Raw genomic sequence first — 13,683 nt, 5'->3', positions numbered from 1 at the left:
GAGCGACGAGACGACATCCACGAGGCCTTCCTCGGCCTCGCCACCTGCCTGATCACCCACCGACACGTCCAACGCCTTTGTTAGGACCTCTAAGCCCGGAGTCGGCAGTGTCGGGCTGCCGCCGAGGTACGTGATCCTGCGAAGAGGGGGACGGACGAAGTTGCCCTTGCCGTGGACCTTTTCGACGAGGCCTCCGGCCTGGAGAAGCGCGAGAGCGCTCCGTAGGGTCGGCGTGCTGACCGTGTAGCGGGCGGCGAGTTGGGCTTCGGAGGGGAGGCGGGCGCCGGCCTTGATGCGGCCGGTCGAGATCTGGGCCCTGAGGTCATCGGCGATGACGTGACGGCGAGAGGCCACGGAGCTGATCACCAACTCTCTGCATCCTCAGGGCGATGAGCCGGGTTCGGGAGTGCATGGTCAGCAGTTCGCCCGACTCGAAGAGGAGGCGCTTTGCACCGCCCGGAAGTTGGATGAGGTCGGCTACGCGGCACGGCTGGCCGCCGATCTGGATGACGTCGCCCCGTTGAACGTTGGCCGAGGTGATCTCGACGTTGGAGGCCAGCACGCCGCTCGGCGTCCAGCTCCTCATGGGGTCGCCTCCTTCGGCGTTTCTCGGCCGGCCGCCGGGTGGCAGGGGCAGTCACACGCCTCGTAGATCACGGGGACGTCGACCGGTGCCAGGGAGGGCGAGGACTGCGCGCACTCGTGGTGCGTGCCGATCCGACACGAACTCGATCGGTAGGGGACGGCTTTCGCATGCATCAGTTGACCTCCAGCGGCACGAAGCACGGCGGCCCTAAAGGGCGCACCCTGGTGCATCCAACTGCGCGGCGGACACGGTTCAACACGCTGATCAGCTCCTATCGCTGATGGCCAAGTCCCCGGACATTGCCCGTCGCGGGGACCGTTCTGTGCACGGCGGCCCATAAGGTGCGGCCGTTCAAGCTGCTGGCCTGGAGTCCGAATCGATCGGCCTCCGCCACCACTTCCAAGGCCTCCCGCCATGCCTCGGTGAGGAGCGATTCCGGCACCTCCGCTTCGATCGACGTGTGACGGGCGTGTTCCTCCACGCGCGTGGTGAGTCCGAGGGCGGACAGCCGGGCGGCGATGTCCTCCGCGCTTGCTGCCGAAGCGGGCACAGGAGAGCCTCCGTTGCCAAGGGATCACTTTGCGTGAAGCTAGTTAACTAGATTAGGGCTAGTGGACTAGATTTTCCATATGTCTGAGCAGCAGCCGCCGTATCTCCGTATCGCTGACGAACTCCGGCGGAGGATCGCGGAGCGCGAGTGGGAGCCCGGAGACCGACTCCCCTCGCGAGCCCAGATCGGCCAGGAGTGCGGTGTTGGCGAGAACGTTGTGCGTCGGGCGCAGGAACTGCTGATCTCGCAGGGAGTCCTGGAAGGACGGGCAGGATCCGGAACGTACGTCGCGGAGCCTCGTCAGCGTGTGCGCGTAGTCCGCTCGTCAGCGCGCGAGCAGGGTGGCGGTTCGCCGTTCCGGGCCGACATGAGGGCCTTGGGTAAGCAGGGAGACTGGGAGAGCCGGACCGAGGCCAAGGTCCCGGCGCCGGTGGAGATCGCCGCCCGGCTCGGCATCGCCGAGGGCGACCTGTGCGTCCGCACGGTGTACGAGTTCCTCGCTGACGGCCGGCCCACGCAGTTGTCCACGAGCTGGGAGCCGTACGACCTCACCGGCGGGACCCTCGTCGTCCTTCCGGAGGGCGGACCGCACGCCGGGGCCGGCGTCGTGAACCGGATGGCCCAAATTGGTGTCACGATCAGCCATGCCGTCGAGCAGCCCGAGCCGCGGCAGGCGACCGCCGAAGAAGCGTCGCTTCTTGGGATCCAGAAGTCCGCGCTTGTCACGCACATCCGGCGGACGTACTACAGCGACGAGGGGCGCCCCGTAGAGACGGCCGACATCGTCGTACCCGCCGCCCTCTGCGAGATCGTCTACGAAGTTCCCATCCGGCCATAGTTGGCGTAGGGGTGGTTGGCCAGTTTGGCTTGAGTCCGGAGCGGGCCGTGTAACCATCCTCGGAGGTCCCGGCCAATATCGGTCGGGACCTCCGAGGGTCTGCAGGCGGGCATCTTCGTATGGTTAAAATCTCCAGGGTGCTGCCGCTTGCACAGGCTGATGTCGGACTACACCGGCGCGCCGGTGTTGCCCGACAGGGGTGCTTCACTAGAGGCGGGAAGCACCCCTGGGGTCGTCGATGAGTATGGGATGAGCACCTTCTCTCAAAGATCCGTTACTGATTCTTCAGCCACCACGTCACCCCCGAGATGGTCAGCGATCCGAGCGCGCTAGAGGCCCCGTGCACCATGCCTCGGCGTACTTCTTTCTTGTGGGCTTTGATCAATTGCTTGGCGTGTTTGGCGAGCCCAGCGACCACTCGCCAAAGTGCCTTGAGCGCCCGGTGGAGCAACCCCTGCCACATCCTCTGTTCCTTCCGTTCCTCGGTAGACCAAGCGTGTCCGTGGCCAGGGGTGTTGCGCCCGGAGCAACGTGTTGACAGTGGTCCGCAACACCTCCACACGTGGCCCTCGATGGAGGTAGAAACGGTGTGTGACCACACCTACAAATACGACTGAGGAGCCTTCTGACCGCTCGGCTCTGGCCGAGCTCGCATCGGCTCTGCATCAGCTGTTCTTAGAGCTCCGTTGCTCTCAGCGGGAGTTCAGCGCTCGGTTGTACCTCGATCACACAGGGGTGAGCCGATACCTGCGTGGCGAACGCGTTCCCCCGCTCACGTTTGTGGAAGCGCTGCTGCGCGAAGTCGAGCGTGCAACCGCGGCATCCATCGCTCCTGAGCTGAAGGAGCACCTCTTCTCCCTGTACCGTCAGGCGGTGCAGGAGCGGGATGGGTGGTCTGCCTTCTTGAAGATGGCCCAGCGAGACTTGGATGTCCTACGGCAGGACCGAGACGCAGCTGTCTTTCGAGCCAACCAGGCAGAGTCACAGCTCCAGCTGCAAGAGGTCGGCTCGGCAGAGCACCGCTGGATTACGTTCGTGGAGTTCATGACCGAACGGGGTGTGGACGCTGATGCGATGGGGATGCTGGAGGGGGTTTGCTCCCGGGCGGTTGCCTGTCTTCCCCTGCCCACTGCTGAGCGAGCTCATCAGACTGTAGGGGTGGTAGATGCGCCCGTAGGGACAGGGAAGACGATGATGACGGCAGGCATCACTGCGAGGGCGCTCGACATCGGCTACCGCCTGATCATCGTTCTTAGCGGCAGCATGAACCTTCTCCGGGCCCAGGTGCAGCAGAGTCTGGACGAGGCGTTGGAGCAAGATCGCCTGCCCCTCGTACGTCTGACTGATAGCACTTCAGACTTTCAGGTGCCGTTCGGCCCTGCTGCCCTGTCGTTCGAGAAGACCGATCACGACCTACCCATGTACGACTCTCGCAATCTGCACCACGCCACCCCAAGGCTGCTGGTGATCAAGAATCACCCGCGAGTCCTTCGGAAGCTCCTAGACAGCCTGCGGCACCTCGTCGGGCCGATGCTTGAGGAACTGCCAGCGTTGATTCTGGACACGGAGCCTGCTCCACCCAACCTCGACCCGTTCAGATCCGAGACCACAGTGACAGGTCGGCTCAGGTCTCAAATCGTGACACTCCTCCCGCGTGCTCAGCTCATCAGGTTGGAGCACACACCGGTGTCTCTGCAGAATCGGCTCCCTTGCGACTTGTCGGATTCGCTATGGGACCGAACCCCAGACTTCATCATTCCCGCACGCTTGCGAGCAGTGGGACCGACCAGTGGGTCTGAAGGGCGCATCGCAAGACGACCTGACATCCACAACTGACATCAACAGCGGTGGGTAGCGGGAGTTCACAGGGATTCACTCAGGGGTGGGCAGTACAAGCGATGCTTTGAGCGAACTCACGAAGCGGGGTCGGTGGGGGCGAGGCGGTTATCTTCATCTACGGGCCTGACGCGGACGTTCTGTACCGGGTATGGAGCCGGGCTTGCGTGCGCTTCCGTTTCGGCCGGCGCACGTCGTGCTCCGCTACGGGGAGCCTGCTGACGACGTGGTGAGCGAGCGGGCTGAGCTCTGAGCACGCGTGCCAGATGCGTGCCAGATCGAGCGGTCAACCGCGGTCACTGGAGGTTCGCTACGGCGTCCACAGCTTGTGACAGCCGTCGCAGCGCGCAGAGGGGCTGAGCTGCGATGACGGATCAGGTGCGGGCGTCAGGCTTACAAAGCAGATGTCGGCGGTTCGAAACCGTCCGCGCCCACCAGGGAAAAGGCCCCCAGCCGATCATGGCTGGGGGCCTTTGACATCCACATCTGACATCAACGGGAACGTTCGATCACGACCGGGGACGACTCCTGAGCAGCCGATCCACGTGACTCACGGCCTCCCGCTGCGTGTCCTGGACGACGTGGGCGTACACGTTCATCGTCACGGCGATCTGGCTGTGCCCGAGGATCTCCATCACGACGCGGGGCGGAACACCTGGACGCCCGGCACCGCGCCTGCTCCACGGTGTGTGGGTCGACTGCAGACGGGATGGGAGCTGGGCGCGCTGTGGCTGATGCGGTCGGTACGGTGCAGCTCTCGGCGCGAGCAAGGACAGGGGCAGCCATGGCCAAGGGCACACCGCATCACGAGTTCCGGGTCGGCGACGTTCTACGAGTGAGCTGCCCGCCGGCTGAAGCCCGAGTGGCCGAGGTGTCTCGCTTCGACGCTTCGGTTGAGTGGCCATGGGCCGAGATCGATCCGCAGTCTCAGGTCAGGTGGAACGGCCGGAGGGCCTTCGTGATGTCGTCCGACTCCCCAGACTGGACCATGAGCCTGTTCAAGACCGATCCTGAGCCATGGAACTTGCAGGTCGGTGACAGCTGCCTCGTAGGCATACCTGAGACGCTGGTACGGATCATCGATATCGGCCGTTACGACCCTCCGCAGGACGTGGGCCGGCTTCCCCGCCCTCACACGATGCTGGTCGTCGTGCCTGCCGACTACTCCGACGAGGCTCTTTCCGAGCACGACGGCGACACCATCGATCTTGAATCAGCGGCACCGGTGACGGTCGAGCTGGTGTCTCGGAGCTGACTGGCCGTGCCCTTCCCGTGCCCGAACAGGCGGGATCTCACGGGGAACCACGGTGCGGAATCACCCGGGAGGCGTGAAGGGCCCCTGACCGGAATCGCTGGTCAGGGGCCCTTCACCTGGCGGTGGGTGTGGGATTTGAACCCACGGTGACTCGCGCCACGACGGTTTTCAAGACCGTGTACGGATCGACGCTCCCAAAGCGTCGAGTGCACCCACGGCCGCGTGGATATGAGCCGGGCCGCGACGCAACCGTTCCCCCGCGCACCACCAGGACAGTCGCTCTTCTGTGTCCTCCCTTGGATGCATGCCCAGGCCATGCTCGGGGCACAGGGGCCACGCCTGCCACAGAAGCTCCATGACGGTCTCCTGCGCGGCATCGGCGACGCTCGCCAGTGCAGAGGCAAGGCTGTCCTGTGAGTTCGGGTCCAAGTGGTTGCCGTGCCACTCGCCGTTGGCCATGGCGACGTAGACGTTCTCCGGCTCATCCGCGTCGTAGGACGGAAGGGCCAGCAGCTGCAGGGGTTCCAGCCGGGGAAGCGTCACCGCCAGGTCCCGGTTCAGAAGGGCGAGAGCCTGGTCCCACACCGGGTACTCGCCCGGCGAGACGCGGCGAGGCTCAGGGGGGTCGAAGAGAGCGCACATGAGCACCATCCTCCGCCATGCCAGGGACAGCCCCCATCGCTCAACAGCGTCGCCCGCCTGCAAAGACCGCGTGCGGGGCTGACATCAGCGGCTGACATCAACGACGCTGCACGGGTGCGTACACCAGAACCTCTGCCCGGCCGTCGCACCAATCGACGAAAGCCGCCGCAGCGGGCCCGGATCGAACTTGTAAGCAGATGTCGGCGGTTCGAAACCGTCCGCGCCCACCAGTTCGACCTCGCTGTAGGTCGGTGAAGGCCCGGGTCAGAGCCCTGCTTGACCTGCGCCTTCGGGCTTTGGCTCCGCTTCGGCTACACCTTCACCACGCTTCTGAGCACTCTCCCCGCCGAAGCGCGTCCCCTGAAGATCCCCTCGAAGAGCGGGGAAGAACGCGCAGGTGGGAGCAGCAACGCGGCGATCCCCTTTCAGCCATTGAAGGGGGTCGCCTTGTGTGCCGAGAGCGCGACTCGGGGCCGCCTGCTTCGTGTCGCTCGCGTGCTCGGTCTCCCCACGCGAGATCTCCTCCTTGATCGCAGCCACAGCCATCAGGCACAGCACCCCTTACGACAGAGCGCGCCGAATGTTTCCAGACAGCAATAGTGGCGTACGGCATCTATTCGGCCACGCGCTGCTCATGGGCCTTGTCGATGACGTGGCGGACCCCACGTTGCGGAGACGGGGTTCTGTCAGATCCTGGCCGTAGCCTGGACTCATGCCCGATTCGCACAGAGAGACCCCCAGTCCCGAGGCCCTGAACGACGCCATCCGCACCCTGTGGGCCCGCGCCGACGAACAGCGCCGATCGCTGACGGCCGACGAGCAGCGGATCTATCAGGTCCTCGTGGCCGCATGGGCCGAGGCGACGGGCGCCGAGCAGGAGCTCGCAGCCTGAGGTCTGTCGCCCGCCGCGACAGAGGGGTGCCCCGCCCGTCGGTCGCTGTCCCCGTGGGGTGACGGCAGGGTCCGAGTGCGTCGCAGCCGGCGAGCCCGGATGGGGCAGGTCTCTCGAACCCCTGGAGATGAGGTGGCTGCTCCGGCCTCAGGATCTGGACGTGTCCATCGTCTCGGGCCAGGGGGACTTGCACGGTGCGGATCTCGGTGGTTCGAAACCTCCGCGCCCACCAGGGGAAAGGTCCCAGCCATGATCGGTCGGGGGCCTTCGGTGTGGTGGGAGTGGGTGTGGTCGGATGAGGGGATGAGCACCCTGTACTTGTTTGCCGCCGCCGCCGAGCCCGTTTTCGACATCGCCCGCGTCATCGAGGACGCGCAGGCCGACGGCTGGGACGTCTGCCTCGGGCTCACCCCCACGGCGGCCCGCTGGCTCGCCGGGTCGCTCGACGGGCTCGCCGTGCTCACCGGGCATCCCGTGCGGTGGGACTACGGGCTTCCCGGCGAGCCGGACGTGTGGCCGGAGGCCTCGGCGGTCCTCGTCGCGCCGGCCACCTTCACCGTGGTCAACCAGTGGGCGCTCGGGATCGCGGACAAGTTCGTCGTCGGCGTGGTCGCGGAGGGGATCGGCAAGGGGATCCCGATGGTGGCCGTGCCGTGCCTGAACGCGGCCTACGCCCGGCACCCGCAGTGCGAGCGGTCCCTGGAGACCCTTCGTGCTGCCGGGGTCTCGGTGCTGTACGGCGAGGACGGGCTCCTGCCGGACTCGTCGGCGGCCTTCCCGTGGCGGTCGGCCCTCGATGCCGTCCGCGAGCGGGTGACCGTCGGTTGAGGGGTGGCGGTCGGCTGAGTGGGGCGCGCTTCGAAGTTGACGTGGACGCGTCCCGGCCGGTGTACTCCGGGCATGTCTGAGGTGGGGGACGCGCCCGAACCGGGGGCGCAGGGCGGCGAGCTGACGCCGCAGCGGTACATCGAGACCAGGATCGCGCAGTACCAGGAGTGGTACGACGCCAAGGCGACCCGGATGAAGGCGATGCACCTGCGGATGCGGACCGTGTCCGTCGTCGGCGGTGCGCTGGTGCCGGTGTTCGTGAATCTGGACCTGGGGTTCGCGCGGGTCACCGCGACGGCGCTGAGCGTGGTGGTCGTCGCCGCCATCTCGCTGGAGAGCGTGTACCGCTACCGGGAGCAGTGGAAGAACTACCGGTCGACGGAGCAGCTGCTCGGGCACGAGCGCATCTACTTCGAGACCAGGGTCGGGCCGTACCGCAACCTGGGCCGGCGCGAGGCGTTCTCCGTCCTTGTCGCCCGCGTCGAGAAGGCCATCGCCAACGAGAACTCCGCCACCCTGAACGTCATGACACTCGGCGGGCAGGTCGACTTCGATGTGCAGCAGCACGGGATTCCGGCCGCCAGGCACGAGGTGGAGGAAGCCGCGTAGTGCGCCTGCGGGCCCCGTGCGTCGGGGCCCGCAGGGTGTCAGCCGACCCGCGCGGTCAGCACCACTTGTAGTCGACCCGCGTCGAGTTGTACGAGCACGTGTCGACCGTCGTACCGTTCGACCTGCGCAGCTTCGCCGTGTCCCGGTCGTTGTTCCAGACGTACGCGGCACGGTTCTGGTACACGTTCGCGGCCGTGTTCGTGCCGCGGCCCGTGCGGACCGTCACGATCTTGCCCTTGCCGAGCGTGTAGTTGCCGAACGTGTACTTGTGGTTGGCCGCGTCCGTCAGCGTCCAGCCCCGCAGGTTGACCGCCGCGCCGGTCGTGTTGCGTATCTGGACGTACTCGGCGTTGAGGCTGCCGTTGGACCGGTTGTCCGTGCCCGGGCTGTCGTAGTAGATCTTGTACAGGTGGACCGAGCCGGCGGCCTGGGCCTGCGAAGGCAGGAGGAGGATGCCGGAGGCGGCGGCCGCGGTCACGGCCGCGAGCGTACGTACGCGAAGCATGAATGTCCCTCAGTTCTCTGCCGGGCGCCCGCCGATGGGGCCCGGCGAGCACACAGGATATGCGTGATCTTCACCTCCTCCGCACAACTTCCGGCCAGTCTCGGTCATCCGTCCTAGACTCGTCGCATGGGCAGCGAACCGCTGCGGATCACCGTCCTCGGGTCCGCCACCCCCTTCCCCCGGCCGGGCAACGCCTGCTCCGGCTACCTCGTCGAGGGCGGCGGCGTCCGCCTCTGGGTGGACGCCGGGACCGGCACCCTCGCCGAGCTCCAGCGGTACGTCCCGCTCGGCGGGGTCGACGCCGTGTGGATCTCCCATCTGCACGCCGACCACAGCGCCGACCTGCTGACCGCCTACTACGCCCTCCTGTACGCCGGGCTCGAACTCCCGCTGCCCGTCCCGCTCTTCGGACCGCCCGGCATCGCCGACCGGCTCGCCGCCTTCCTCACCAACGGACCCGACCGCAGTCCGGTCGAGAAGGCCTTCGCCGTCGAGGAGTTGCGCGACGGCCATCTCGCCCGCGTCGGCGGGCTCACCCTCCGGTCCCGCGCCGTCGACCACGGCGGTCCGCCCGCTTTCGCTCTGCGAGTGGAGGACGGGGAGGGGCGTTCGCTCGTCTACTCCGGGGACTGCGCGCCCTGCCCTTCGCTCGTCGAACTCGCCCTCGACTGCGACCTGTTCGTCTGCGAGGCCGACGGCGCCGTGCCCGGGCACCATTCGGCCGCGCAGGCCGGGCGGAGCGCCGCCGACGCCCGCGCCGGCCGCCTCGTCGTGACCCACGTCGGGCCGGGGGCCACTCCGGCGGAGGCCGTCGCCCTCGCCGCCGCCGAGTACCCCGGCGACGTCGCCCACGCCGACCCCGGGCTGCGGTTCGAGGTCGGAGCCGGAGTCGGAGCCGGAGCCGGAGTCGGAGTCGGAGGTGGAGGTGGAGGTGGAGACGGGTCCGGAGTCGGAGACGGGTCCGGAGTCGGTCTTACGCGTCGAAGTCGTACTCCAGGACGTACGACGACGAGTCCAGCGTCATCTCGTTGAGCTCCACCGCCATCCCCGGCTCCGTGAAGGCCGTGCGGCCGATGAGCACCACCGGCGTCCCGAACTCCAGGGAGAGCCGGTCCGACTCCTCCGCCGTCGGCATCCGGCAGCGGATCTCCTCCCGGAACCGCACCGGCCGGTGCCCCAGCTCCGTCAGCCGCGCGTAGGTGCCGCCGGGGCCCGTGTCCGGCTCGGTGATCGGCGTACCGCGGACGAGCTCGGCGGAGAGGTACGACACGGAGAGCAGTACCGGCTTCGTGTCGAGGACGAAACGGCGGCTCCGGACGCAGACCGGCGCCCCCGGCGCCAGGTTCAGCGCCCCCGCGACCCGGTCGCCGGCCTCCGTCTCGCCCACCTCGATCTGGTCGACGACCAGCTCCCGGTCCTCGACGTCCGCCGACCAGACCGAGCGGCCGTTGCCCCACCGGTCCCCGGCGAGGCGCGGGATGCCCCGGCGGCGCAGCGGACGGAAGACCCGGACGAAGACCCCGGCGCCCTTGCGCGCCTCGGCGAGCCCCTCCGTACGCAGCACGGACAGGGCCTGGCGAGCGGTCATGCGGGCCACGTCGTAGGTCGTCATGAGGTCGTTCTCGCCGGGGAGGCGATCACCCGGCGCGAAGGCGCCCGACTGGATCGCGATCCTCAACTCGTCGGCGATGCGCTGGTACTTGGGCCGACGAGCGCTGTCCTGGTCAGTCACGGGTGGACCACTCCCTTCGTCTGCGGGACACCCTACGGCGCGCCCCTCGGCCCGGGTGCACGCCTGTACGCCGTCCCGCCCGGTCGATCCATCCATCGGGGGACATCTCTAGAGATACGTTGACAGGGCCCGGTCGCCGCGCTTCCCTGAGTGTCCCCAAGCTTCAGGAACCGGGACGGAGGGGATGCGTGCAGCCACTGCCCGAGGTCGGTGACCTCGTCCGCGACACCGCCACGGGGCGGGTCGGTTTCTACGTGGAGAGCGTCTCCGGACGCTTTCTGATCCGCGCCGTCCACGGTGGCGCCGAGTGGGAGGCCGAGCCCGCCGACGTCCAGCTCGCCACGCCCCTGCACGAACTGCGCGCCCGCACCGCCGAGATCAACGCACGGAGCAGACGCGGTCTGGGTGGGTGAGGAAGAGGGGGGAGGGGCGGGGAGGGGCCGCTGAGCGGTTGTTTCCGGGGATCGCGGCTCGTCCGGGGCGGTTGTCAGTGGCCCGCGCCACACTGGAGGCATGTGCCGCAGCATCAAGACGCTCCGCCCGCCCGTCCTGCCCGAGGAGGCGACCGAGGACGACATCCGCGCCGCCGCCCTGCAGTACGTCCGCAAGGTCTCCGGCTTCCGCGCCCCCGCCGCCCACAACCGCGAGGTCTTCGAGCGGGCCGTGGACGAGATCGCCGACGCGACCGCGAGACTCCTCGCCGGCCTGGAGGTGCGCGGCGCGCACCCCGCCGCCGTCAGAACGCGGGAGACCCGGGCCGCCGCCAGGACGCGGGAGACCCGGACCGCCGCCGTCGGGACACGGGAGCCTGGGCCGGACGCCGTCAGAACGCGGGAGAACCAGACCGCCGCCGTCAGAACGCGGGAGAACCAGACCGCCGTCAGGACGCGGGCGCGGGAGCCGCAGCCGGACGCCGTATGAGGTACGCGGCGAGACCGCCCGCCAGGAAGAGCGCGAGGGTCGACACCCCCGCGCTGAACCAGGTCGCGCCCAGCCACTGACCGCCCAGCCAGCCGAGCCCCACGCTGTACGAGGCCCAGGTCACGCCCGCCAGCGCCGACCACGGCAGGAACTCCTCGACCCGTCGCTTCGCCGCGCCCGCGCCCAGCGAGACCACGGAGCGGCCGGCCGGGGCGAAGCGCGCGAGCACCACGAGTAGTCCGCCGCCCCGCGCGAGTGCGGTGCCGAGACGTTCCTGCGCCAGTGAGAGGCGGCGCGAGCGTCCGATCGCCCGGTCCAGCCTGGCCCCGCCGCGCAGCGCCAGGCGGTACGCGAGGAAGTCGCCGAGCACCGAGGCGCCGGCCGCGCAGAGGAGCAGGGGGAGGAGCGACGGCACGCCGGTGGAGGCTCCGGTGGCCGTCGCCGCCGCCGTGGCGGCGGTGATCACGAGGAAACCGCTCGGCAGCACGGGCAGGAAGACGTCGAGCAGGATCGACGTCGCCACGACCGGGTAGATCCACGGGCCGGCGGTGAGCGACCGCAGCGAGCCCAGGGTATCGAGCAGATTCACGGGCCTGAGCCTACGCGGGGGCGGGCGCCCGACCGCTGGTGGGTGCGGGGGCCGACACCGGCGCCGGCCCGTGGGGGGAGACGCGTATGCGGGTGGGCGCCGGTGGGAGAGGGGCCGGAAACCGTGCTGCGGTTTCCGGCCCCTCCCGGTAGTCGTGCTCGTACGTCAGGCCGCGACCGGCGTCCCGCTCGTACGTCAGGCCGCGACCGGCGCGCCCCGTTCGTACGCCAGGCCGAGACCGGCGTCCCGCTCGTACGTCAGGCCGCGACCGGCGCGCCCCGATCCTCCCGTGCCTTCGCGGCCGTCGTCTCCCCGGCGCCGAAGAGCCGGTCGAGGGCCAGCGCGCCCGGGCCCGTGAACACGAGCAGCGCGAAGGCCCAGCAGAACATGGCCGCGCTCTCGCCGCCGTTCTGGATCGGGAGCAGCGACTCCGGCTGGTGGACCTTGAAGTACGCGTACGCCATCGAGCCCGAGGCCAGGAAGGCGGCGCTCCGGGTGCCGAGGCCGGCCAGGACCAGGATGCCGGCGACGAGCTGGATGACGGCCGCGTACCAGCCCGGCCAGGTGCCGGCCGGTACCGCGCTGCCGCCGAGGACACCGAAGAGCGAGGAGGCGCCGTGGCAGGCGAAGAGCAGGCCGACGACGATGCGGAAGAGGCCGAGCGCGTAGGGCTGGGCCTGGTTCAGGCGGGCGGCGAGGCTCGCGGGGGCGTCAGGGGAGCCGGGGGTGCCGGACGTCGTGCCGGCCTTGGCGTTGTTCGGGGCGTTCAGGTCGGTCATGGGGGGCGGGACTCCTTCGGTCTGGCCTCGTCCGTGGGGAACGGGGCGCGGGGGGACGGAAACCGATGAAGTCGTTAGGTTAGGCACCCCTCACTAGTGCTTGCAAGTTCAACATTCAGCTGCCGGGGAGCGTGTGGCGAGGTTCACTCCCCGGCGGCCGCCGCTGATGCGGGCTCAGCGGAGCGGTGGTCAGCAGCCGTTGAGGACGGACTGGAGGGCGCTCTTCTCGGCGGAGTCGACGCTGAGGTTCCAGTAGTACTTCACCTGTACCCACGCCCGGACGTAGGTGCAGCGGTAGGCCGTCCGCGAGGGCAGCCACGTCGCCGGGTCCTGGTCGCCCTTGGCCTGGTTGACGTTGTCGGTGACGGCTATGAGCTGCGGCCGGGTGAGGTCGTTCGCGAAGGACTGGCGCTGGGCGGTGGTCCAGGAGTTGGCGCCCGAACGCCAGGCCTCGGCGAGCGGGACCATGTGGTCGATGTCGAGGTCGGAGGCGGCGGTCCAGGTGGCGCCGTCGTACTCCGAGTACCAGCTGCCGCTGATCGCGGCGCAGTTGGAGTCGGTGACGACGTTCACGCCGTCGCGCTTGAGGACGGTCTCGCGCGTGTTGCAGGTGCCGGACTGGGTGATCCAGTGCGGGAAGAGGTCCCTGCTGTAACCCGTGGTGGAACCTTCCGCCTTGACCGTGAGGGCGGCCAGGTAGGTGCGGGCGGTCGCGGCGCTGACCGGGGTCGGCATGGCGGCCTGCGCCGCCGGTGCGGTGGCGAGGAGGCCGGTGACCGTGAGGGTGGCGGAGGTGGCGAGAACGGCGAGTCGACGCGCGTAGATCTTGCCGATGGGCATGTGAACTCCCTTGATGTGGGGGGACCTTGGCCGGCGGCCGTCCCCGCGGGGTGCCGGGCGGTCGGGCCCGGTCATCGTGGCGGCGCCAGGTTTCCGTGGGGGGTGCGCCAGGTAACAGGGTGACGACATGGGCACGTCACATCAAGGGGTGTGCGGGTCCTGATGGAACGCCAGGTTCCGCCCGCGTTCAGGGATGCGAGGGGAAAGGGTCCGGGTGCGCGGGTCCGCGGCCCGTCCCGGAAACGCCTCGCGCGCGGACCGAAAATACACGCGCCACGTCC

The 13,683-nt window shown here is 68.8% G+C and carries 17 protein-coding genes and 2 pseudogenes; 9 read left to right on the top strand and 10 right to left on the bottom strand.

The features are described from left to right. The 3 genes from ABZ318_RS36245 to ABZ318_RS36235 form a co-directional block, all read right to left on the bottom strand. On the bottom strand, positions 1 to 366 hold a 366-nt coding region (locus tag ABZ318_RS36245), incomplete at its 3' end, for a GntR family transcriptional regulator (RefSeq protein WP_356906683.1). Next, complete coding sequence (locus ABZ318_RS36240) at positions 323 to 586, bottom strand: hypothetical protein (RefSeq protein ID WP_356906682.1); 264 nt, start codon at positions 584 to 586, stop codon at positions 323 to 325. The genes ABZ318_RS36245 and ABZ318_RS36240, both read right to left, overlap by 44 nt. Before the next feature lie 271 nt (positions 587 to 857). Then, positions 858 to 1,136 carry a hypothetical protein gene (locus ABZ318_RS36235; RefSeq protein ID WP_356906681.1) on the bottom strand — a complete coding sequence of 93 codons (279 nt, stop codon included), beginning with the start codon at positions 1,134 to 1,136 and terminating at the stop codon, positions 858 to 860. 79 nt (positions 1,137 to 1,215) lie between these two features. Here ABZ318_RS36235 and ABZ318_RS36230 point away from each other — a divergent pair, with 79 nt between their 5' ends. Both ABZ318_RS36230 and ABZ318_RS36225 read left to right on the top strand, forming a co-directional pair. After that, a complete protein-coding gene (locus tag ABZ318_RS36230; protein WP_356906680.1) occupies positions 1,216 to 1,974 on the top strand; it encodes a GntR family transcriptional regulator in 759 nt (252 codons plus the stop codon). Positions 1,975 to 2,754: 780 nt separating this feature from the next. Further along, positions 2,755 to 3,810 (top strand): hypothetical protein, encoded by a 1,056-nt coding sequence (locus ABZ318_RS36225; RefSeq protein ID WP_356906679.1) that lies wholly within the window; start codon positions 2,755 to 2,757, stop codon positions 3,808 to 3,810. A gap of 509 nt (positions 3,811 to 4,319) precedes the next feature. On the opposite strand, the pseudogene ABZ318_RS36220 reads toward ABZ318_RS36225, so the two are convergent. Continuing rightward, positions 4,320 to 4,466 (bottom strand): annotated as a pseudogene (locus ABZ318_RS36220) (integrase); the annotation flags it as partial. Positions 4,467 to 4,594: 128 nt separating this feature from the next. On the opposite strand from ABZ318_RS36220, the gene ABZ318_RS36215 reads away from it, so the two are divergent. Then, entirely contained in the window at positions 4,595 to 5,065 is a 471-nt protein-coding gene (locus tag ABZ318_RS36215) for a hypothetical protein (protein ID WP_356906678.1), read from the top strand. A 168-nt stretch (positions 5,066 to 5,233) separates the two neighbouring features. On the opposite strand, the gene ABZ318_RS36210 is transcribed toward ABZ318_RS36215, so the two are convergent. After that, positions 5,234 to 5,707, bottom strand: a complete 474-nt coding sequence (locus ABZ318_RS36210) for a hypothetical protein (protein ID WP_356906677.1) — start codon at positions 5,705 to 5,707, stop codon at positions 5,234 to 5,236. A 712-nt stretch (positions 5,708 to 6,419) separates the two neighbouring features. Here ABZ318_RS36210 and ABZ318_RS36205 point away from each other — a divergent pair. The 3 genes from ABZ318_RS36205 (at position 6,420) to ABZ318_RS36195 (ending at position 8,036) form a co-directional block, all read left to right on the top strand. After that, the gene (locus ABZ318_RS36205) at positions 6,420 to 6,599 is read left to right on the top strand and encodes a hypothetical protein (RefSeq protein WP_356906676.1); all 180 of its coding nucleotides are present in this window, start codon (positions 6,420 to 6,422) and stop codon (positions 6,597 to 6,599) included. A 303-nt stretch (positions 6,600 to 6,902) separates the two neighbouring features. Then, the gene (locus ABZ318_RS36200) at positions 6,903 to 7,427 is read left to right on the top strand and encodes a flavoprotein (protein ID WP_356906675.1); all 525 of its coding nucleotides are present in this window, start codon (positions 6,903 to 6,905) and stop codon (positions 7,425 to 7,427) included. Positions 7,428 to 7,499: 72 nt separating this feature from the next. After that, positions 7,500 to 8,036 (top strand): DUF4231 domain-containing protein, encoded by a 537-nt coding sequence (locus ABZ318_RS36195; RefSeq protein ID WP_356906674.1) that lies wholly within the window; start codon positions 7,500 to 7,502, stop codon positions 8,034 to 8,036. A gap of 55 nt (positions 8,037 to 8,091) precedes the next feature. Here the strand turns inward: ABZ318_RS36195 and ABZ318_RS36190 are convergent, their stop codons facing one another. After that, a complete protein-coding gene (locus tag ABZ318_RS36190; protein WP_356906673.1) occupies positions 8,092 to 8,541 on the bottom strand; it encodes a lamin tail domain-containing protein in 450 nt (149 codons plus the stop codon). 126 nt (positions 8,542 to 8,667) lie between these two features. On the opposite strand from ABZ318_RS36190, the gene ABZ318_RS36185 reads away from it, so the two are divergent. Further along, positions 8,668 to 9,573, top strand: a complete 906-nt coding sequence (locus ABZ318_RS36185; RefSeq protein ID WP_356906672.1) for an MBL fold metallo-hydrolase — start codon at positions 8,668 to 8,670, stop codon at positions 9,571 to 9,573. On the opposite strand, the gene ABZ318_RS36180 is transcribed toward ABZ318_RS36185, so the two are convergent. Beyond that, entirely contained in the window at positions 9,515 to 10,273 is a 759-nt protein-coding gene (locus ABZ318_RS36180; RefSeq protein ID WP_356906671.1) for a GntR family transcriptional regulator, read from the bottom strand. The two genes, ABZ318_RS36185 and ABZ318_RS36180, sit on opposite strands and share 59 nt — an antisense overlap. A gap of 188 nt (positions 10,274 to 10,461) precedes the next feature. Between ABZ318_RS36180 and ABZ318_RS36175 the strand changes: the two genes are divergently transcribed. Then, the gene (locus ABZ318_RS36175) at positions 10,462 to 10,686 is read left to right on the top strand and encodes a hypothetical protein (protein ID WP_356906670.1); all 225 of its coding nucleotides are present in this window, start codon (positions 10,462 to 10,464) and stop codon (positions 10,684 to 10,686) included. Positions 10,687 to 10,786: 100 nt separating this feature from the next. Then, positions 10,787 to 10,996: pseudogene (locus ABZ318_RS36170) on the top strand (DUF2277 domain-containing protein); the annotation flags it as partial. A gap of 157 nt (positions 10,997 to 11,153) precedes the next feature. On the opposite strand, the gene ABZ318_RS36165 reads toward ABZ318_RS36170, so the two are convergent. The 3 genes from ABZ318_RS36165 to ABZ318_RS36155 all read right to left on the bottom strand — a co-directional run bounded on the left by ABZ318_RS36165 (position 11,154) and on the right by ABZ318_RS36155 (position 13,396). After that, entirely contained in the window at positions 11,154 to 11,777 is a 624-nt protein-coding gene (locus ABZ318_RS36165; protein ID WP_356906685.1) for a VTT domain-containing protein, read from the bottom strand. Positions 11,778 to 12,040: 263 nt separating this feature from the next. After that, on the bottom strand, positions 12,041 to 12,562 hold the full coding sequence (locus ABZ318_RS36160; RefSeq protein ID WP_356906669.1) for a DoxX family protein: 522 nt from the start codon (positions 12,560 to 12,562) through the stop codon (positions 12,041 to 12,043). A 189-nt stretch (positions 12,563 to 12,751) separates the two neighbouring features. Continuing rightward, entirely contained in the window at positions 12,752 to 13,396 is a 645-nt protein-coding gene (locus ABZ318_RS36155; RefSeq protein ID WP_356906684.1) for an HNH endonuclease family protein, read from the bottom strand. Between the last annotated feature and the right edge of the window lie 287 nt (positions 13,397 to 13,683).

Source organism: Streptomyces sp. NPDC006197, from assembly GCF_040613865.1.
GTDB lineage: Bacteria > Actinomycetota > Actinomycetes > Streptomycetales > Streptomycetaceae > Streptomyces.
Note: the sequence above shows the minus strand (reverse complement) of the source record. Positions and strands in the feature narration are given on the sequence as shown.